The sequence below is a fragment of the Pseudomonas sp. 11/12A genome (assembly GCF_000800055.1).
Lineage (GTDB): Bacteria > Pseudomonadota > Gammaproteobacteria > Pseudomonadales > Pseudomonadaceae > Aquipseudomonas > Aquipseudomonas mohnii.
Genome location: NZ_JUGV01000001.1, coordinates 3,665,294 through 3,686,012 on the forward strand (window position 1 = coordinate 3,665,294; position 20,719 = coordinate 3,686,012).

General features: G+C 57.4%; 18 protein-coding genes. 2 read left to right on the forward strand and 16 right to left on the reverse strand.

The annotated features are described in order from the left end of the window. Window positions 1–6: 6 nt before the first annotated feature. Entirely contained in the window at window positions 7–459 is a 453-nt protein-coding gene (locus GQ39_RS16840) for a PaaI family thioesterase (RefSeq protein WP_047531865.1), read from the reverse strand. Then, window positions 456–932: a PaaI family thioesterase gene (locus GQ39_RS16845; protein ID WP_047538967.1), complete on the reverse strand. Its 477-nt coding sequence runs from the start codon at window positions 930–932 to the stop codon at window positions 456–458. The genes GQ39_RS16840 and GQ39_RS16845 overlap by 4 nt, the downstream gene beginning before the upstream one ends. Before the next feature lie 160 nt (window positions 933–1,092). On the opposite strand from GQ39_RS16845, the gene GQ39_RS16850 reads away from it, so the two are divergent. After that, window positions 1,093–1,329 (forward strand): hypothetical protein, encoded by a 237-nt coding sequence (locus GQ39_RS16850; protein WP_047531867.1) that lies wholly within the window; start codon window positions 1,093–1,095, stop codon window positions 1,327–1,329. Between the two features lie 73 nt (window positions 1,330–1,402). On the opposite strand, the gene GQ39_RS16855 is transcribed toward GQ39_RS16850, so the two are convergent. The 13 genes from GQ39_RS16855 to sdhC form a co-directional block, all read right to left on the reverse strand. Then, on the reverse strand, window positions 1,403–1,810 hold the full coding sequence (locus tag GQ39_RS16855; RefSeq protein ID WP_047531869.1) for an MAPEG family protein: 408 nt from the start codon (window positions 1,808–1,810) through the stop codon (window positions 1,403–1,405). Next, the gene (locus GQ39_RS16860; RefSeq protein WP_047531870.1) at window positions 1,810–2,547 is read right to left on the reverse strand and encodes a DUF599 domain-containing protein; all 738 of its coding nucleotides are present in this window, start codon (window positions 2,545–2,547) and stop codon (window positions 1,810–1,812) included. Before GQ39_RS16860 ends, GQ39_RS16855 begins: the two co-directional genes overlap by 1 nt. 445 nt (window positions 2,548–2,992) lie before the next feature. Beyond that, window positions 2,993–4,018: an IS110 family transposase gene (locus tag GQ39_RS16865; RefSeq protein ID WP_047531873.1), complete on the reverse strand. Its 1,026-nt coding sequence runs from the start codon at window positions 4,016–4,018 to the stop codon at window positions 2,993–2,995. 146 nt (window positions 4,019–4,164) lie between these two features. Further along, window positions 4,165–5,478, reverse strand: coding sequence for a branched-chain amino acid transport system II carrier protein (gene brnQ, locus GQ39_RS16870; protein WP_047531874.1), 1,314 nt, complete (start codon window positions 5,476–5,478; stop codon window positions 4,165–4,167). Between the two features lie 337 nt (window positions 5,479–5,815). Beyond that, window positions 5,816–6,697, reverse strand: a complete 882-nt coding sequence (sucD, locus tag GQ39_RS16875) for a succinate--CoA ligase subunit alpha (protein ID WP_003223019.1) — start codon at window positions 6,695–6,697, stop codon at window positions 5,816–5,818. Further along, window positions 6,697–7,863 carry an ADP-forming succinate--CoA ligase subunit beta gene (gene sucC / locus GQ39_RS16880; RefSeq protein WP_003223015.1) on the reverse strand — a complete coding sequence of 389 codons (1,167 nt, stop codon included), beginning with the start codon at window positions 7,861–7,863 and terminating at the stop codon, window positions 6,697–6,699. The genes sucD and sucC overlap by 1 nt, the downstream gene beginning before the upstream one ends. 321 nt (window positions 7,864–8,184) lie before the next feature. Next, window positions 8,185–9,621 (reverse strand): dihydrolipoyl dehydrogenase, encoded by a 1,437-nt coding sequence (lpdA, locus tag GQ39_RS16885; RefSeq protein ID WP_047531878.1) that lies wholly within the window; start codon window positions 9,619–9,621, stop codon window positions 8,185–8,187. A 97-nt stretch (window positions 9,622–9,718) separates the two neighbouring features. Then, complete coding sequence (gene odhB, locus GQ39_RS16890; protein WP_047531880.1) at window positions 9,719–10,939, reverse strand: 2-oxoglutarate dehydrogenase complex dihydrolipoyllysine-residue succinyltransferase; 1,221 nt, start codon at window positions 10,937–10,939, stop codon at window positions 9,719–9,721. Window positions 10,940–10,981: 42 nt separating this feature from the next. Continuing rightward, a complete protein-coding gene (locus tag GQ39_RS16895) occupies window positions 10,982–13,813 on the reverse strand; it encodes a 2-oxoglutarate dehydrogenase E1 component (protein ID WP_047531882.1) in 2,832 nt (943 codons plus the stop codon). A 261-nt stretch (window positions 13,814–14,074) separates the two neighbouring features. Beyond that, on the reverse strand, window positions 14,075–14,779 hold the full coding sequence (locus tag GQ39_RS16900; RefSeq protein WP_047538970.1) for a succinate dehydrogenase iron-sulfur subunit: 705 nt from the start codon (window positions 14,777–14,779) through the stop codon (window positions 14,075–14,077). Window positions 14,780–14,790: 11 nt separating this feature from the next. Beyond that, entirely contained in the window at window positions 14,791–16,563 is a 1,773-nt protein-coding gene (gene sdhA / locus GQ39_RS16905; protein WP_047531884.1) for a succinate dehydrogenase flavoprotein subunit, read from the reverse strand. 3 nt (window positions 16,564–16,566) lie between these two features. Then, window positions 16,567–16,935, reverse strand: a complete 369-nt coding sequence (sdhD, locus tag GQ39_RS16910) for a succinate dehydrogenase, hydrophobic membrane anchor protein (RefSeq protein WP_047531886.1) — start codon at window positions 16,933–16,935, stop codon at window positions 16,567–16,569. After that, complete coding sequence (gene sdhC, locus GQ39_RS16915) at window positions 16,929–17,303, reverse strand: succinate dehydrogenase, cytochrome b556 subunit (protein ID WP_016773673.1); 375 nt, start codon at window positions 17,301–17,303, stop codon at window positions 16,929–16,931. The genes sdhD and sdhC overlap by 7 nt, the downstream gene beginning before the upstream one ends. A 363-nt stretch (window positions 17,304–17,666) precedes the next feature. On the opposite strand from sdhC, the gene gltA reads away from it, so the two are divergent. Next, window positions 17,667–18,956: a citrate synthase gene (gene gltA / locus GQ39_RS16920; RefSeq protein WP_008032658.1), complete on the forward strand. Its 1,290-nt coding sequence runs from the start codon at window positions 17,667–17,669 to the stop codon at window positions 18,954–18,956. A gap of 648 nt (window positions 18,957–19,604) precedes the next feature. On the opposite strand, the gene GQ39_RS16925 is transcribed toward gltA, so the two are convergent. Continuing rightward, window positions 19,605–20,630: an IS110 family transposase gene (locus GQ39_RS16925; RefSeq protein ID WP_047531873.1), complete on the reverse strand. Its 1,026-nt coding sequence runs from the start codon at window positions 20,628–20,630 to the stop codon at window positions 19,605–19,607. Window positions 20,631–20,719: the final 89 nt, after the last annotated feature.

Below are 20,719 nucleotides of genomic sequence, written 5' to 3' on the forward strand. Positions count from 1 at the left end.
CTGTGTTCAGGATTTCAAGGGCTCCTCGAGTTTGAAATGCGCCCGGGCCGTGGCGATGGGTTCCGCTTCCGTGCTTTGCCAGGCTGTAATCGCCACGTTGGCGACGCGGCGTCCCTGGCGACACACCTGGCATCGGGCCCAGGTATCGCGAAACTGCCCGGCACGCAGATAGTCGAGGGAGAAGTCGATAATCTTCGGTACGCCTGGCGAGCCGGTGGACACGAGCAGGTGCAACGCGGCGGCCAGCTCCATGAAACCGGCAATGACACCGCCATGAATAGCCGGCAATAAAGGATTACCAATGTTGTCCTTGTTGGCCGGCAGACGAAATAGCAGTTCATCCCCCACCCGTGAGCATTCGACGCCGATCAGCGCGGCGTAGGGAATCCGCTGCAGCAATACGCCATAGTCGCCCCGCTCATGAGCCTGTTGCAGCTGCTGCTTGAATGAGTCAGTCATTTCGCACCTCCGGCGATCGCGCCACCCAAGCCTTTTGCGCCCTTGATGCCCTTGCCCATCCGCATGAAGGTGCCCACCACGTGGGCAATGGGTTGCTCGGGATCGTCCTGATAGGCGAAGCCGCGGGCAAAGATCACATCGGTGGTCACGCGGTAGCACTGGGCGAAACCGAAGACGTCTTTATTCGGCTCGGCGGCGTGCATGTAGTCGATGCGCAGGTCGAGGGTCGGGCAGACCTCGAACTCCGGCAGCACACAGAGGGTGGACATGCCGCAGGCGGTGTCCATCAGCGTGGTCAGCACACCGCCATGGATGACGCCGGTTTGCGGATTTCCGACGATTTGCGGGCTATAGGGCAGCACCACCGTAAGCCCTTCGCTGCTGGCGCTGTGAACACGCAGCCCAAGGACCTGGCAATGGCGCAGTGCCGACAGAAATCGTGTGGCGCGCTCAAAAACGGGGTTTTCGGCCATTTGATAGAAACTCATATTTAAAAATTCGTGCAGTGAAGTAACGGTCCCGGCAAAAGTTCCGCATTAGAACAAACTTATATATCTGAACGATTTGAGGAACTTAACCTTGGTGGCTGTGCTCGAAAGACCAGTAGATATTTTCCATAAGGAGAAACACCCCATGCGTAAGACTTTAGCTATTGCCTTGATGTTGACCGCTTCCCTCGGTCTCGCTGCCTGCGATAAAAAATCCGAGGACAAAGCTCAAGATGCCAACAAACATGCTGAGCAAGCTCAGCAAGACATGAACAAAGCTCAGGATAAAGTGAACGACGCTGCGAAAGAAAACGCTGAAGCTGCCAAAGCTCAGGCTGAATCGAACGAAGCAGCGGCAAAAGAAGCCGCGCCTAAAAACTGAAACAGTTTTTAGCGTGATAAAAGAAAACCCGCCAAGCGCGGGTTTTCTTTCGCCTGCAGTTTTGTTTTCCACCTTAGTTCAAGAGTAAAACTGTTCTAAAAGTCGGACTAATCATCAACAACAACGAACAGATTAAACCCACCAGCCAAACCAGACTGCGCTGCCATGTCAGGTCTTTCCAGTAGCACAGCAAGTAGATAATTCGCGCGATCACAAAGATGATCGCCAACCAGTCAATGAGCCAGCCCGCCGTCTGCGTGGTATGCGCCATCAACACACCCACGGCAAACAATATGAACGCTTCGAAACTGTTCTGGTGCGCGGCCACTGCGCGGGCACCCAAGCCCGTAAGTTGCGCCTGCTGCTGGCGCGGCAGGTGATTGTTGTAACCGCCCTGCTCTTTCATGGCTTTGGTCACGGGCATACGAGCCACGTAAATCAGCAACGCACTGATAAACACACACCAGAACGGAATACTCATCAAGCCGCCTCTTTGTTCACCTCAGGCAATGGTGCCTCTGTAGGGGTATAGACCATCACGTCGAGAACGTCGGAGTGAAATTCGCGGCGATACAAAACAAACACGACACCGGCACTCATCAACATGAACAACCAGGGACTGACGAACCACGCCAGCATGGTCATGCCGAAGTAATAGGAACGCAGACCAAAGTTGAACTGGTTGGCCGCCATGGAAATAACCCGGGCTGCCCGGGACGCGAAGGCTTTTCGCTCCTGCTCGGACACATGGCGTTCGCCAGCCATGGGTGCCGAACCCACCAGAACGGCCGCGAAGTTGTACTGGCGCATGCACCAGCTGAACGTGAAGAACGCGTAGACGAACACCAGCGCCAGGCACAGCAACTTGATTTCCGACATCCCCTGGGAAGCCTGTTGCACCATCGGGATATCCGCCAGCAGCGACACCGCTCTTTCCGACGCGCCGAGCACCGTGAGAATACCGGCCAGGATAATCAGCGTGCTGGAGGCGAAGAACGATGCATTGCGCTCCAGGTTTCCAATCACGCTGGCATCGGCGATGCGGTTGTCACGCAGCAACATGCGACGCATCCAGTCTTCACGATACAGGTGCAGCACGCTGGCCAGGCACGCGGTGTCGCGGCCCTTCCATGTCGCGTAACGGGTGTAGCCACCCCAGCAGATAACGAACCAAAGCGCGGCGAGGATATGGATCAGGTTGGCGTGGATGAACGACATGCAGGTCCTTGTGATGTGGTAACGGGTGATCGAAAACCTGTGGAAGCGAGCTTGCTCGCGACGGCGGAATTACATTCAAAATTCTTGTGGCTGGCCGGCCACAATCGCGAGCAAGCTCGCTCACACAGGGGTTCTGCAATGCTTCGACGTTGGTTCAGGGGAAAAGACACTGCCTGATGCCCATAAAAATCTATGGTCCCCCCCATTTTTGCAATACTGATTATTGGGTGAAGTGGTTGGCTTGCTTAAATCTATCCGGCGTCGATCCAGGGCATGCCCCGCGCCACGATGAGAGTCGCGCCTGACGATCCTGAAAAATGCCGCGGCTTCTGAAGCCGATTTTTATGTCAGGTTCTTCGTCAGGCCGGTGGGCCGTTCACGTCATCCGTTGTTCAGCTATCGCAAAACCTGAAGGGTGATTCGTGGTACTGCAACAACCGCAGGGTCAGGCGTTCAGCGCGTCTGGCCCTGCTTCATATTGCGTATGGTGAGCCGCTAGCGCCCACGCGATCCGCGCCAGCTTGTTAGCCAGGGCGCAGGCCACCACGTTCGAGTGTCGTCGCCCAAGCAATGAGCGCACCCAGTCGGCCAGAGCCCCTTTCTGGTGTTCTAGCCTCTGCATATAGACCCGAGCACATTGAACCAGCAACTGCCTGAGGTGCTTGTCGCCGCGCTTGCTGATGCCCAGCAAATTAGCCCTGCCGCCGGTGCTGTACTGCCTGGGCACCAAGCCCACGGAGGCGGCGAAGTCACGACTGCATTTGTACTGTTGGCCATCGCCCATCTCTACAGCCAGCAGGCTGGCGGTGATCGGCCCGACACACGGCAAGCTCAGCAAGCGGCTGCCGAGATCATCGTCGGCCAGTTGGCTTGCCAGCTCTTTATCCAGCGCCTTGATCTGTTCATCCAGATAACAGAAATGCTCATGCAAGCGCTGTAACAGGACTGTCAACCGAACGGGCAACTCATGCTCAGCCAAAATACTCGCCAACCGCTTCATGATCGCCAGGCCCTTGGGCAGGCTGATGCCGAACTCCAGTAGGAAACCATGCATTTGATTGGCGGTTTTGGTGCGATCGCGCACCAGCGACTCGCGCAGGCGATGCAGAACGGAAAGCGTCTGCTGCGCCTCGGTTTTGGGTGTGACAAAGCGCATCGATGGACGTGAAGCCGCCTCGCAAATGGCTTCGGCATCCACGAAATCATTTTTGTTGCCTTTGACGAAGGGGTGGACGAATTGCGGGGAAATCAGTTTGGCTTCATGCCCCATGGCCATCAGCTGGCGAGCGACGAAATGCGCCCCGGCACAAGCTTCCATCACCACGGTACAGGCCGGCAGATTGCCAAAGAGCGTCATCATCTGTTGACGCGAGAGCTTCTTGCGAAACACCTTTCGGCCCAATTTGTCTTGGCCGTGCAGGTGGAAACTGTGTTTACCGAGATCGATCCCGATCAGCGCTGACTCGCTCATGATGATGGCCTCCGAAAACAAAACACCCTGCGAAAGCGTAGCCCTCGCAGGGTGTGGGGGTGACCATCTCATTAATGCCCCGTATCGATTGATACGGGGCATTTCCGTTTCTGCTCGCCGGCCCGCTTGTGGCGGACCCACGAAGCTTAAGCCAGCGCTTCGGCGCGCTTGCCCAGCAGGCGGTCGCAGACCACAGCAACCACCAGAGTCATGAACGATGGCACCAGCCACGCCAGACCTTGTTCGCTCAGCGGCAGGTGAGCCAGTTGGGCAGGCATCCAGTCCGCAAGACCCGCGCCCTTGAGGGCGTCGATCAGACCGAAGATGAACGACACCAGCATCACCGGGCCGACGATGCGGCCTTGCTCATGCCAGAAGTCCTTGCAGAAGCTCAGTGCCACCAAGGCGATGCATGGCGGGTAAATCGCGGTGAGTACCGGGATGGAGAACGCAATCAGCTTGGTGAGGCCCAGATTGGACACCAACAGGGAAAACGCAGCCAGGAGGATCACCAGCGTCTTGTAGGACAGTGGCAGTACACGACTGAAATATTCGGCGCAGGCGCAGGTCAGGCCAACCGCGGTCACCAGGCACGCCAGAGAAATCAGTACCGCCAGGAAACCGCTGCCGAGGGAGCCAAAGGTGTGTTGTACGTAGGCATGCAGTACCGCCGCACCGTTAGTCGCACCAGCCGCCACTTCATGGCTGCCCGAACCCAGGCGGAACAGGCTGACATAAACCAGTGCCAGGCCCACGCCGGCAATCAAGCCGGCGATGATCGCGTATCGGGTGATCAGCGCTGGCGACTCGACACCGCGGGAGCGGATAGCGTTGACGATCACGATGCCGAACACCAGGGCGCCCAGGGTATCCATGGTCAGGTAACCATTGATGAAACCTTGGGAGAATGGCGCTGCAACGTATTCAGGTGTTGCATGGCCGATGTCTCCGGCGGGAAGGCTGAATGCTGCGATGCCCAGCACAGCCAGGGCAAAGATCTTCAACGGTGCGAGGAAGCGTCCAACCGTGTCCAGCAAGCGGCCCGGGTACAGGGAAATGAAGAACACCAGCAGGAAGTAGACCGAGCTATACAGGAAAAGCGCCAGCGGGCTTTCGCCGGTCAAAGGCGCCAGGCCCACTTCGAACGATACGGTCGCAGTACGTGGCGTCGCGAACAGCGGACCAACGGCCAGATAGCACGCCGCCGCCAACAGTCCACCAGCGACTTTACCGATCGGACTGCTCAATGTATCCATTGCACCACCAACCTTGGCCAGTGCGACAACGGTGATCACCGGCAGACCAACGGCGGTGATCAGGAAACCCAGCGCCGCCATCCAGACATTAGGCCCGGACTGCAAACCGACGATAGGCGGGAAGATGATGTTGCCAGCCCCGACAAACAGGGCAAACGTCATAAAACCAAGTGCCAGGATGTCCTGGCCTTTCAACACTTTCATTAAGGAAATACCACACTACTGAATCGGAATTTAGAGAGGGATTTCCCTATGGGTGAGGGAAATGCTGTCGGTCTGTATGAGACTGACCCGTTTAGCGCGTCGCTGCCTTGTGGGCCGCAGACGCAAAAATGGCGCGTATCCTAACGAATTTGAGCGTCAAGCGCACTGTTAAGGGGCGAACTATCCGATACGCGACACTACCTTGTCGTGTTTACGTATCTAAATTTCATGAGCTCCCTCGCCACAAAAAAGCCTCAAGCGTTTCAAAAGAACCAGAAACGACAAAGGCCACCCGAAGGTGGCCTTTGTTTGGTAAAGCGTCAGCTAAGCGCGAAGCTTACTTGACTGCCCAACCAGTCAGCTCGGCCAGGGCCTTGCCGATGTCTGCCAGCGAACGCACGGTTTTAACGCCTGCGTCTTGCAGAGCAGCGAATTTCTCGTCTGCAGTGCCTTTGCCGCCAGAGATGATTGCGCCAGCATGGCCCATGCGCTTGCCCGGAGGAGCAGTCACACCAGCGATGTAGGAAACAACCGGCTTGGTCACGTGTGCCTTGATGTAGGCAGCCGCTTCTTCTTCAGCCGAACCGCCGATCTCACCGATCATCACGATCGCTTCGGTCTTCGGGTCTTCCTGGAACAGCTTCAGGATGTCGATGAAGTTCGAACCCGGGATCGGGTCACCACCGATGCCGACGCAAGTCGACTGGCCGAAACCGGCGTCAGTCGTTTGCTTCACAGCTTCGTAGGTCAGGGTGCCGGAACGGGAAACGATACCGACCTTGCCTGGCAAGTGAATGTGACCAGGCATGATGCCGATCTTGCATTCGCCTGGAGTGATCACGCCTGGGCAGTTAGGGCCGATCAGGGTAACACCCAGCTCGTCGCACTTAACTTTAGCGTCCAGCATGTCCAGGGTAGGAATGCCTTCGGTGATGCACACGATCAGCTTGATGCCGCCGAAAGCAGCTTCCAGGATCGAGTCCTTGCAGAAAGGAGCCGGAACGTAGATCACGCTGGCGGTGGCGCCAGTGGCTGCTACAGCGTCTTTCACGGTGTTGAACACTGGCAGACCCAGGTGCTCGGTGCCGCCTTTGCCAGGAGTTACACCACCAACCATCTTGGTGCCGTACTCGATGGCTTGCTGGGTGTGGAAACTACCTTGCGAACCGGTAATACCCTGGCAGATAACTTTGGTGTCTTTATTGATCAGGACGCTCATTATTTGCCCTCCGCAGCTTTGACAACTTGTTGAGCAGCGTCGGTCAGGCTGGTAGCAGCGATGATGTTCAAACCGCTTTCTGCCAGTACTTTAGCGCCCAGCTCAGCGTTGTTGCCTTCAAGGCGAACAACAACCGGGATTTTCACGCCGACTTCTTTCACTGCACCGATGATGCCTTCGGCAATCATGTCGCAACGAACGATGCCGCCGAAGATGTTGACCAGTACTGCAGCGACGTTGGTGTCGGACAGGATGATCTTGAATGCTTCGGTCACGCGCTCTTTGGTAGCACCACCACCTACGTCGAGGAAGTTGGCTGGCTTGCCGCCGTGCAGGTTGACGATGTCCATGGTACCCATGGCCAGGCCGGCACCGTTGACCATGCAACCGATGTTGCCTTCCAGTGCTACGTAGTTCAGTTCGAACTTGGCAGCGTGCGCTTCGCGCGGATCGTCTTGCGACGGATCGTGGAAAGTCTTCAGCTTAGGCTGACGGTACATGGCGTTGGCGTCGATGTTGATCTTGGCGTCCAGGCAGTGCAGATCGCCGTCAGCCTTGATCACCAGCGGGTTCACTTCCAGCAGGGCCAGATCGTGATCCTGGAACAGTTTGGCCAGACCTACGAAGATCTTGGCGAACTGGGCAACTTGCTTGCCTTCCAGACCCAACTGGAATGCCAGCTCGCGACCCTGGAACGGCTGAGCGCCAACCAGTGGATCGATAGTGGCTTTCAGAATTTTTTCTGGAGTGTCGTGAGCGATTTTCTCGATGTCCACGCCACCTTCGGTGGAAGCCATGAACACGATGCGGCGGCTCGAACGGTCAACGACAGCGCCCAGGTACAGCTCTTTAGCGATATCAGTGCACGATTCAACCAGGATCTTGGTGACTGGCTGACCATTGGCGTCAGTCTGGTAGGTCACCAGACGCTTGCCCAGCCACTGCTGTGCGAAGGCTTTGGCGTCTTCTTTATTGCGAACCAGCTTGACGCCGCCCGCTTTACCGCGACCACCGGCGTGAACCTGGGCTTTGACAACCCACTCGCTGCCGCCGATTTTGTCGCAAGCTTCTGCTGCTGCTTCCGGGGTGTCTACCGCGTAACCGGTGGATACTGGCAGGCCGTACTCAGCGAACAGCTGCTTACCCTGATACTCGTGAAGATTCATGCTTATTACCGTCTTCGTTAGGTACTGCGCATTCGGTGCTGCACTTATTGAAGTGCCGCACCACCTGTGACTGCTGCTTGCGTAGCTGAGCTACGCAAGACTGCGTCCGGCGGACATTCCGCGGTGAGTCTTGCATGCAAGGCTCACGACGGGCCGCAACCGCCGTGGTTTCTTATTGTCTTTTCAGACATTTGAAAACTGCTGCGCTAGGAAATACTGCGTTAAAAACAGGCTCGGAATGCTCATTGACTGACGTCAACTCCGCTTCCTCACCTGTTTTTGCCTTGTCTTTCCTTCGCTCGCTACGTTTTCAAATTGCCTTCAACGCTTCTTGCGGTTGGCGATGTGGATGGCGCCGCCATTCACTGCCAGAGCTGCTTCGTGCAAGGCTTCAGACAGGGTCGGATGGGAGAAAACCATCATGCCCAGGTCTTCAGCGCTGGTGCCGAATTCCATACCGATTGCGCCCTGTTGAACCAGTTCTGCAGCACTCGGGCCAATCACGTGGACGCCCAATACGCGGTCGGTCTTGGCATCTGCGATGACCTTGACGAAACCACCGGTATCGTTGGCAGCCATGGCACGGCCAGAGGCTGCGAACGGGAAGGTGCCGACGTTAACTTCAACGCCTTCAGCTTTCAAGGCCTGCTCGGTTTTACCTACCCATGCAATTTCCGGGTGAGTATAAATAACCGAAGGGATCAGGTCATAGTTCATCTGGGCTTTGTGGCCCTTGATGCGCTCGACAACCATGATGCCCTCTTCCGAGGCCTTGTGAGCCAGCATCATGCCACGAACCACGTCGCCGATGGCGTAGACGCCCGGTACGGTGGTCGCGCAGTGATCATCAACGTGCACGAAACCGCGCTCGTCGAGGGTCACGCCGCAATCGGCGGCCAGCAGATCAGTGGTCACTGGACGGCGACCAACGGCTACGATCAGCTTGTCGAACGTGATGTTCTGTTCGCCGTTGGCATCGGTGTAGTTCACAACGACTTCGTCGCCGTTCACTTTGGAACCGGTCACACGAGCGCCCAGCTTGATGTCCAGACCTTGTTTGGTTAGGGTTTTCAGCGCTTCCTTGGAAACAGCGGTGTCCGCTGCCATCAGGAAAGTGTCCAGTGCTTCAAGGACAGTCACTTGCGCGCCCAGACGCGACCAGACCGAACCCAGCTCCAGACCGATCACGCCAGCGCCGATCACGCCCAGACGCTTGGGTACGGATTGGAATTCCAAGGCACCGGTGGAATCGACGATCACATTCTGGTCGACCGGAGCCGGCGGAATGTCGATCGGACGCGAGCCAGGAGCCAGGATCACGTTTTCGGCTTCGATGACTTCAACCGAACCGTCAGGCTTGGTGACTTCGACTTTCTTGCCGGCCAGCAGCTTGCCGTGACCCTGGATGGAGGTCACACCGTTGGCTTTGAACAGGGTCGCAACGCCGGAGGTCAGGCCTTTGACGATGTTGGCCTTGCGGCCGACCATCGCTGGCACGTCCATGGTCACGCCGGCGTGATTGATACCGTGGATCGCAAAACCGTCTTGCGCTTCGTGGAACTTCCAGGAGCTGTCCAGCAGCGCCTTGGATGGAATGCAGCCGACGTTCAGGCAAGTACCGCCGAGGGCCAGTTTGCCTTCCTTGTCGGTGTACTTCTCGATGCAGGCAGTGCTGAGGCCCAGTTGAGCGGCCTTGATGGCAGCCACGTAGCCGCCAGGGCCCGCACCGATCACTACTACGTCAAATTTCTGCGACATTCAAAAAATCCTCTTTAGCGAAAAGCTTGAAGCCGCAAGCTGCAAGCCAAACTGCCTTTACCGGCAGCTTGAAACTTGCAGCTCGCGACTGCTTCTATCAGATATCCAGCAGCAAACGAGCCGGGTCTTCCAGCAGGTTCTTGATGGTCACCAGGAAAGTCACAGCTTCTTTGCCATCGATCAGACGGTGATCGTAGGACAGAGCCAGGTACATCATCGGACGGATAACGACCTGACCGTTGATCGCCATTGGACGCTGCAGAATGTTGTGCATGCCCAGAATAGCTGCTTGCGGCGGGTTGACGATCGGAGTCGACATCATCGAACCGAAGGTACCACCGTTGGTGATGGTGAACGTACCACCGGTCATCTCTTCCATCGACAGTTTGCCGTCACGGGCTTTCTTGCCGAAAGTGGCGATGCCGCCTTCGATTTCAGCCAGGCTCATCAGTTCGGCGTTACGCAGAACCGGCACAACCAGGCCGCGATCGCTGGAAACAGCAACACCGACGTCAGCGTAGCCGTGGTAAACGATGTCGGCACCGTCGATCGATGCGTTAACTGCCGGGAAGCGTTTCAGCGCTTCGGTGGCCGCTTTCACGAAGAACGACATGAAGCCCAGGCGCACGCCGTTGTGGGACTTCTCGAACAGATCCTTGTACTTCGAACGCAGGGCCATGACTTCGGTCATGTCGACTTCGTTGAAAGTGGTCAGCATCGCCATGTTCGATTGAGCTTCAACCAGACGCTCGGCAACCTTGGCACGCAGACGGGTCATCGGAACGCGTTTTTCAACGCGGTCACCGGCAGCGAACACCGGAGCAGCAGCGGCAGGTGCGGCAGCCTTGGCAGGCGCGGCGGCTGGAGCGGCTTTCTTGGCAGCAACGGCTGCAACCACGTCTTCCTTGGTCACACGACCGCCTTTGCCAGTACCGGCAACGGAAGCGATGTTGATGCCGTTCTCTTCAGCCAGCTTGCGAGCGGCTGGAGCAGCGACCGGATCGTCTTCGCCTTCGGCAGCTGGAGCAGCAGCCTGGGCAGCGGCCGGAGCGGCAGCGGCTGGAGCAGCGGCAGCAGCGCCGCCTTCAACGATGGAGCCCAGGACTTCGTCGGACAGAACGGTGTCGCCTTCGTTCTTGACGATAGCGCCCAGCACGCCGTCAGCGGTGGCCAGAACTTCCAGTACGACTTTGTCGGTTTCGATGTCGACGATCAGTTCGTCACGTTTGACGGCGTCGCCCGGTTTTTTGTGCCAGGTGGCAACGGTGCCATCGGCAACCGATTCCGGGAAAGTGGGGGCTTTGATCTCGATAGCCATTATCTGTGGTTCCTTAAATTCGGTTTCAAGTGCGCGAAGGCGTTAAACGGTAAACGCGTCTTGCAGCAGTTTTTCCTGCTGCTCGGCGTGCATCGATGCGTAACCACATGCTGGGGCAGCAGAAGCCTCACGGCCCGCGTACTCAAGTACGAGAGACTTGTTGAGGTTGCTGATGCTGCGACGCAAGTGGTGCTGGCTGCAGTACCAGGCGCCCTGGTTCATCGGCTCTTCCTGACACCAAACGGCATGCTTGGCGTTGGTGTAAGGAGCCAGGACTTCTTTCAAGTCGTCCTCAGGGAATGGGTACAGCTGCTCGATACGCACGATGGCGATATCGTCACGGCCTTCGGCACGACGTTTTTCCAGCAGGTCGTAGTAGACCTTGCCGCTACACAGAACAATGCGCTCGACCTTTTTCGGGTCCAGGGCATCGATTTCCGGGATCACGGTCTGGAACGAACCTTCGGCCAGATCTTCCAGAGTCGAGATGGCCAGCTTGTGACGCAGCAGCGACTTCGGCGTCAGGACGACCAGTGGCTTGCGCAGCGGGCGAATCACCTGACGGCGCAGCAAGTGGTAGATCTGAGCCGGGGTGGTCGGCATGCACACCTGAATGTTGTGCTCGGCGCACAGCTGCAGGTAACGCTCAAGACGTGCAGAGGAGTGCTCCGGACCCTGACCTTCGTAGCCGTGTGGCAACAGCATGGTCAGACCACAGAGACGGCCCCACTTGTGCTCGCCGCTGGTGATGAACTGGTCGATAACAACCTGCGCACCGTTGGCGAAGTCACCGAACTGGGCTTCCCAGATCACCAGCGCGTTCGGCGTGGTGGTCGAGTAGCCGTATTCGAATGCCAGTACCGCTTCTTCCGACAGGAACGAGTCGTACAGGTCGAAGCGTGGCTGACCTTCGTACAAGTGTTTCAGCGGGATATAGGTGCCGGCATCTTTCTGGTTGTGCAGAACAGCGTGACGGTGCGAGAACGTACCGCGGCCGATGTCCTGACCGGTCATGCGAATCGGGTGACCTTCGAACGCCAGGGTCGCGTACGCCATGGTTTCGGCGTAACCCCAGTTGATCGGCAGGCCGCCGGCTTGCATTTTCTGACGGTCTTCGTAGATCTTCGCAACCTGGCGCTGAACCACGAAGCCTTCCGGAATTTCCAACAGCTTGGCGGACAGTTCCTGCAGGGTTTTCAGGTCGAAGCGAGTGTCATGACGCGCAGTCCAGGCGTGACCCAGGTACGGGCGCCAGTCCACGAACAACTCTTTGTTCGGCTCTTTGACCAGGCTCTTCACTACGTGCAGACCGTTGTCCAGCGCGTTGCGGTATTCGTCGACCTTCGCCTGAACACGCTCTGCGTCCAGCACACCGCTCTGGGTCAGACGATCAGCGTACAGCTCACGGGTGGTGCGCTGCTTGGTGATCTGCTGATACATCATCGGCTGCGTGCCGCTTGGCTCGTCGGCCTCGTTGTGGCCGCGACGACGGTAGCAGAACATGTCGATCACCACGTCGCGCTTGAACTGCATGCGGTAATCGATGGCCAGCTGGGTCACGAACAATACGGCTTCCGGATCATCACCATTCACATGGAGGATCGGCGCCTGAATCATTTTCGCAACGTCGGTGGCGTACTCGGTGGAGCGCGAGTCCAGCGGGTTGCTGATGGTGAAACCAACCTGGTTGTTGATCACGATGTGCACGGTACCGCCGGTCTTGAAACCGCGGGTCTGCGACATCTGGAAGGTTTCCATGACCACGCCCTGACCTGCAATTGCAGCGTCACCGTGGATGGAGATCGGCAGAACCTTCTCGCCGGTAGGGTCGTTGCGACGATCCTGACGGGCACGGACCGAACCTTCGACCACTGGAGAAACAATTTCCAGGTGGGACGGGTTGAAGGCCATGGCCAGGTGAACTTCACCACCGGTGGTCATCACGTTGGACGAGAAGCCCTGGTGGTATTTAACGTCACCGGAACCCAGCTCGACCTTCTTCTTGCCTTCGAACTCGTCGAACAGCTCGCGCGGGTTCTTGCCGAAGGTATTGACCAGCACGTTCAGACGGCCACGGTGGGCCATGCCGATGACGATTTCCTTGGTGCCGTAGGAACCGGAACGCTGGATCAACTCGTCAAGCATCGGAATCAGGCTCTCGCCGCCTTCCAGACCGAAACGCTTGGTGCCCGGGTATTTGGTGCCCAGGTATTTTTCCAGGCCTTCACCGGCAGTCACGCGCTCAAGCAAGTGGCTCTTGATGTCAGCGGAGTACGTTGGACGGCCGCGTACGCTTTCCAGACGCTGCTGGAACCACTGGCGCTGCTCGGAATCGGTGATATGCGTAAATTCAGCGCCGATGGTGCGGCAATATGTCTGCTGCAACGCTTCGTGAATTTCGCGTAGGCTCGCCTCCTCTTTGCCGATGAACAGGTCGCCGGCACGGAAGGTCGTATCAAGATCGGCATTGGTCAAGCCGTAATGATTGATCGACAGGTCTGCAGGTGCAGGACGCTGCCACAGCCCCAGCGGGTCAAGCTGGGCTGCCTGGTGGCCACGCATACGGTAGGCCTGGATCAATCGCAGCACTTCAACTTGCTTCTTCTCGTGCTCACTGCTCACGCTTCCGGCGGAAACCGGTTGAGCGCGGCGCTGGTTCTTTGCCAGCAAGACGAAATGATCGCGAATTGTGGAGTGCGAAACATCGGTGGAAGAGTTGCCGTCAGCAGGCAACTTCTGGAAGTAGGTGCGCCACTCTTCTGGCACAGCGTTAGGGTCGTGCAGGTAAAGCTCGTAGAGCTCTTCCACATAGGCAGCGTTACTACCGGATAGGTAGGCACTGTTCCACATGCGCTGCATCACGCTTTCTTGCATGCTTGGTCACCCTCGGTTAGGGGAACACCATCGGTGTCGACGCCGAGCAAACTTGCAGAAGTCCGAATGCAGCGACCAAAACAAGCCACTAGGATCACACTGATAGTCCGGGTACCAGCCCGGATGCCCCTGCTTGTCTCATTTCTTCAAAATAAGAGCGGCAGCTTTATGAGCTGCTGCTCAGGTTAAAACTACGGTGCCGGTTGAAGCCTGCACCGTAGCATCCACGGGTACAGCGGTCCTACGGGTACAGCAGCTGAATCACACGCCGCTGGAAAGCAGCATGTTACGAATGTGACCGATGGCCTTAGTCGGGTTCAGGCCCTTCGGACAAACGTTGACGCAGTTCATGATCCCGCGGCAGCGGAATACGCTGAACGGGTCATCCAGCGAAGCCAGACGCTCGGACGTCTTGGTGTCACGGCTGTCTGCCAGGAAGCGATACGCTTGCAGCAGTGCAGCTGGACCCAGGAACTTGTCCGGGTTCCACCAGAAGGACGGGCAAGAGGTCGAGCAGCAAGCGCACAGGATGCACTCGTACAGACCGTCGAGCTTTTCACGCTCTTCAGGGGACTGCAGACGTTCGATGGCCGGAGCCGGCGTGTCGTTCTGCAGGTAAGGCTTAACCTTCTCGTATTGCTTGTAGAAGATGCTCATATCGACGACCAGGTCACGGATAACCGGCAAACCTGGCAGAGGACGAATGATCAACTTGTTACCTTTTACAACGGCGGACAGCGGCGTGATGCACGCCAGACCGTTTTTGCCGTTGATGTTCATGCCGTCGGAACCGCAAACACCTTCACGGCAAGAGCGACGATAGGAGAAACCTTCGTCCTGCTCTTTGATCAGGGCCAGTACGTCCAGCACCATCAGGTCTTTACCACCGGTATCAACCTGGAAATCCTGCATGAACGGCGCAGCGTCCTGATCAGGGTTGTAACGATAAACACTGACTTGCAACATGGCGGCCACCCTTAATAAGTCCGAATCTTAGGTTCAAAAGTCGGAACAGTTTTCGGCGAGAAGTTTACGGCACGCTTGGCGACGCGTTTCTCACCCGGGAAGTACAGGGTGTGGCACAGCCAGTTTTCGTCGTCACGGTCTTCGAAGTCTTCACGGGCGTGAGCGCCGCGGGACTCTTTACGCACTTCGGCAGCGATGGCGGTAGCTTCAGCCACTTCCAGAAGGTTTTGCAGTTCCAGAGCTTCGATACGCGCAGTGTTGAACGCCTGCGACTTGTCGTTGATCTTGACGTTGGCGATGCGCTTGCGCAGATCAGCCAGCTGGGCAATACCCTTCTGCATGTATTCGCCGGTACGGAATACACCGAAGTAGTTCTGCATGCAGCTTTGCAGCTCGCGACGCAGGGTTGCCACGTCTTCGCCATCAGTACGCGCGTTCAGAGCGGACAGACGAGCCAGGGCCGCAGTGATGTCGGCGTCGGTAGCGTCGTCGTATTCGATACCGTCGGTCAGCGCTTTTTCCAGGTGCAGACCGGCCGCACGGCCGAAGACCACCAGGTCGAGCAACGAGTTACCGCCCAGGCGGTTGGCACCGTGAACCGATACGCAAGCCACTTCGCCTACAGCGAACAGACCAGGGATGATGGTATCTACGCCGTTGGCGTCCTGAGTCATCGCCTGACCGTGAATGTTGGTGGCAACGCCGCCCATCATGTAGTGGCAGGTCGGAACAACAGGAACCGGAGCAACCACCGGGTCAACGTGAGCAAACGTTTTCGACAGTTCGCAGATGCCTGGCAGACGGCTGTGCAGCACTTCCTCGCCCAGGTGGTCGAGTTTGAGCATCACGTGGTCGCCGTTCGGGCCACAGCCGTTGCCGGCAATGATCTCTTTAACCATCGAACGGGCAACAACGTCACGACCCGCCAGGTCTTTGGCGTTCGGAGCATAACGCTCCATGAAACGCTCGCCGTGCTTGTTGATCAGGTAACCACCTTCACCACGGCAACCTTCGGTCACCAGTACACCGGCGCCGGCGATGCCGGTCGGGTGGAACTGCCACATTTCGATGTCTTGCACCGGAACGCCAGCACGCAGAGCCATACCGACGCCGTCACCGGTGTTGATCAGGGCGTTGGTGGTGGACGCGTAGATACGACCTGCACCGCCAGTGGCCAGAACGGTAGCCTTGGCACGGATGTAGGTGGTTTCGCCGGTTTCGATGCAGATGGCGATAACGCCGACGAACTCGCCTTTCTGGTTTCTTACCAGATCGACAGCGTAGTACTCGTTCAGGAACGTGGTACCGGCTTTCAGGTTGCCCTGATAAAGGGTGTGCAGCAGGGCGTGACCGGTACGGTCGGATGCCGCGCAGGTACGTGCAGCCTGGCCGCCCTTACCGTAGTCCTTGGACTGACCGCCGAACGGACGCTGGTAGATGCGGCCGGTTTCGGTACGGGAGAACGGCAGACCCATGTGGTCCAGTTCGAAAACCGCAGCCGGGCCTTCCTGACACATGTATTCGATAGCGTCCTGGTCACCGATATAGTCGGAACCCTTGACGGTATCGTACATGTGCCAGCGCCAGTCATCGTTCGGATCCGCAGACGCGATGGCGCAGGTGATGCCACCCTGTGCCGATACGGTGTGCGAACGCGTCGGGAAAACCTTGGTGATTACGGCAGTCTTGTGACCGCCTTGTGCCAGTTGCAGCGCAGCGCGCATGCCAGCACCGCCACCACCAATGATGATGGCGTCGAAAGAAATCGTTGGAATGTTAGCCATGACTCAGATACCCCAGAGAATCTGCACACCCCAGACGAAGTAAGCGAACATCGCAACGCCGCATACTGCCTGGAAAAGGAAACGTATAGCAGTCGCGGACTTGCCGAACGCCATTGGCGTCAGGTAGTCGGTCGCGATGGTCCACATGCCGACCCAGGCGTGAGCGCCAAGGGCAACGAGGGCCAGGAGACTGAAGATACGCATCCAGTTGTTGGCGAACAGTTCATGCCACTGGGCATAGCCGAGGCCCGGGTGGGCAACGACGTATCCGATCAGAAAGATGAAGTAAGCCGCGAGAACGACCGCAGACACACGTTGCGCCATCCAGTCATAGAGGCCCGAACGCGACAGGTTCGTGACGTTAGTTACCATATCCAAACTCCTGCCAGAACGATTACCACCACGGAGACGGCGATAACGATTTTCGAGCCCAGCTTGCCGCCTTCCAGCGTCTCACCGATGCCCATGTCCATGATCAAGTGGCGCACACCGGCAACCAAGTGATACAGCAGAGCGGACAGAATGCCCCAAATCACTAGCTTCGCTAGCGGACTGGTCAGACACGCTTTCACCTGACCGAAGCCTTCCTCGGAGCTCAGCGACTTGTCCAATGCGTAAAGCATGATGGCAAGGCACACGAAGAGGATGACGCCGGATATACGGTGAAGAATGGACGTGTAAGCAGTGACTGGGAGTTTGATGGTCCTTAGGTCTAGGTTTACAGGTCGTTGGCTTTTCACGGCTTTTTTTTCACACTGAAGAGCCCCTAACAATCAGGGCAAAGTTGTTGGGGAGTGCACTGGTCAGGTAACCACCACCCAGGGAGGCGACCCCCAATAAAGCAAGCCCAAAAGCCCTTGGCGGTCGGTGGCCGAGTATAGACAGTTAGGCTACTAATGACAACGCAATCACCTCACCCAAACAGCGGATTGCGCATCTGACATAAAAGGCGTAAATGGCAGGCAATTTCGAGAAAAAAGTCCGGTTAAAGCCTTCTGGAGCAAGACTTTAGGCAAATTGACATTCGAATTTATCTCACTATAGTGGTGCGGGCCCTGCGTGGGGGGTCTGTCTGATGATTTCAAGCATAAATAGGAGGCCACATGGCTGACAAAAAAGCGCAGTTGATCATCGAGGGCGCAGCCCCCGTCGAGCTGCCCATTTTAACCGGCACCGTTGGTCCCGATGTTATCGATGTTCGGGGCCTGACGGCCACGGGCCGTTTCACCTTTGACCCTGGTTTCATGTCGACCGCCTCCTGCGAGTCGAAGATCACCTATATCGACGGCGACAACGGCATTCTGCTGCACCGCGGCTATCCGATCGAACAGTTGGCTGAAAAGTCGGACTATCTGGAAACCTGCTATCTGCTGCTCAACGGCGAATTGCCGACCGCAGAACAAAAGGCCCAGTTCGTCAGCACCGTCAAGAACCACACCATGGTTCACGAACAGCTGAAGACCTTCTTCAACGGTTTCCGTCGCGACGCTCACCCGATGGCCGTCATGTGCGGTGTAGTCGGCGCCCTCTCGGCCTTCTACCACGACTCCCTGGACATCAATAACCCGCAGCATCGCGAAATTTCCGCGATCCGCCTGGTTGCCAAGATGCCAACCCTGGCAGCGATGGTTTACAAGTACTCCATGGGTCAACCCATGATGTACCCGCGCAACGACCTGACGTACGCGGAAAACTTCCTGCACATGATGTTCAACACCCCGTGCGAGATCAAACCGATCAGCCCGGTACTCGCCAAGGCCATGGACCGGATCTTCATCCTCCACGCCGACCACGAGCAGAACGCATCGACCTCTACCGTACGTCTTGCCGGTTCTTCGGGTGCCAACCCGTTCGCCTGTATCGCCGCCGGTATCGCTGCACTGTGGGGCCCTGCCCACGGCGGCGCCAACGAGGCCGTTCTGACCATGCTCGATGAAATTGGCGATGTTTCCAACATCGACAAGTTCATTGCCAAGGCCAAGGACAAGAACGATCCGTTCAAGCTGATGGGTTTCGGGCACCGCGTTTACAAAAACCGCGACCCACGCGCTACCGTCATGAAGAAGACCTGCGACGAAGTGTTGAAGGAACTGGGTATCCAGAACGATCCGCAACTCGAACTGGCCATGCGCCTGGAAGAGATCGCCCTGACCGACCCGTACTTCATCGAGCGCTCGCTGTACCCAAACGTCGACTTCTACTCGGGGATCATCCTCAAGGCCATCGGCATTCCAACCAGCATGTTCACCGTGATCTTCGCCCTGGCGCGGACTGTCGGCTGGATCTCCCACTGGAAAGAAATGCTCTCCAGCCCGTACAAGATCGGCCGCCCGCGCCAGCTGTACACCGGCTACGAGTCGCGTGACATCACCAAGCTGGAAGACCGCAAGTAAGACCTGTCTTGCTGTAGCGTCTTGACCGTCCCGCAAACGGCCTCTATGAAAATAGAGGCCGTTTTAGTTTGTGCGCTTGTTGTGTACATATCCATTTCTTCGGCGACGGCCACCCCGGGGTCCACCCTTACAACGGGCGACCCAGTCACCAAGCACTCTTGCTCCCGTCCCTGCCGTAACGTCACCTCCGTGGGAGCTGACTCGCCAGCAATGGTGGGACAGCCCGGGAAATTAACCGCCCCCTGCAGGAGCGAGCCTGCTCGCGATGGACACCCACGATAACGCGCCCTGTCTGACTGCCCGAGCTACCCGCACGTTTTCGCGAGCAGTTCGCACCTACATTCCTATTGGGGGGACAATCACGGAATCGGGCGATCACCGCCCCATAAAAATCTATGGTCCCCCCCATTTTTGCAATACTGATTATTGGGTGAAGTGGTTGGCTTGCTTAAATCTATCCGGCGTCGATCCAGGGCATGCCCCGCGCCACGATGAGAGTCGCGCCTGACGATCCTGAAAAATGCCGCGGCTTCTGAAGCCGATTTTTATGTCAGGTTCTTCGTCAGGCCGGTGGGCCGTTCACGTCATCCGTTGTTCAGCTATCGCAAAACCTGAAGGGTGATTCGTGGTACTGCAACAACCGCAGGGTCAGGCGTTCAGCGCGTCTGGCCCTGCTTCATATTGCGTATGGTGAGCCGCTAGCGCCCACGCGATCCGCGCCAGCTTGTTAGCCAGGGCGCAGGCCACCACGTTCGAGTGTCGTCGCCCAAGCAATGAGCGCACCCAGTCGGCCAGAGCCCCTTTCTGGTGTTCTAGCCTCTGCATATAGACCCGAGCACATTGAACCAGCAACTGCCTGAGGTGCTTGTCGCCGCGCTTGCTGATGCCCAGCAAATTAGCCCTGCCGCCGGTGCTGTACTGCCTGGGCACCAAGCCCACGGAGGCGGCGAAGTCACGACTGCATTTGTACTGTTGGCCATCGCCCATCTCTACAGCCAGCAGGCTGGCGGTGATCGGCCCGACACACGGCAAGCTCAGCAAGCGGCTGCCGAGATCATCGTCGGCCAGTTGGCTTGCCAGCTCTTTATCCAGCGCCTTGATCTGTTCATCCAGATAACAGAAATGCTCATGCAAGCGCTGTAACAGGACTGTCAACCGAACGGGCAACTCATGCTCAGCCAAAATACTCGCCAACCGCTTCATGATCGCCAGGCCCTTGGGCAGGCTGATGCCGAACTCCAGTAGGAAACCATGCATTTGATTGGCGGTTTTGGTGCGATCGCGCACCAGCGACTCGCGCAGGCGATGCAGAACGGAAAGCGTCTGCTGCGCCTCGGTTTTGGGTGTGACAAAGCGCATCGATGGACGTGAAGCCGCCTCGCAAATGGCTTCGGCATCCACGAAATCATTTTTGTTGCCTTTGACGAAGGGGTGGACGAATTGCGGGGAAATCAGTTTGGCTTCATGCCCCATGGCCATCAGCTGGCGAGCGACGAAATGCGCCCCGGCACAAGCTTCCATCACCACGGTACAGGCCGGCAGATTGCCAAAGAGCGTCATCATCTGTTGACGCGAGAGCTTCTTGCGAAACACCTTTCGGCCCAATTTGTCTTGGCCGTGCAGGTGGAAACTGTGTTTACCGAGATCGATCCCGATCAGCGCTGACTCGCTCATGATGATGGCCTCCGAAAACAAAACACCCTGCGAAAGCGTAGCCCTCGCAGGGTGTGGGGGTGACCATCTCATTAATGCCCCGATCTTTC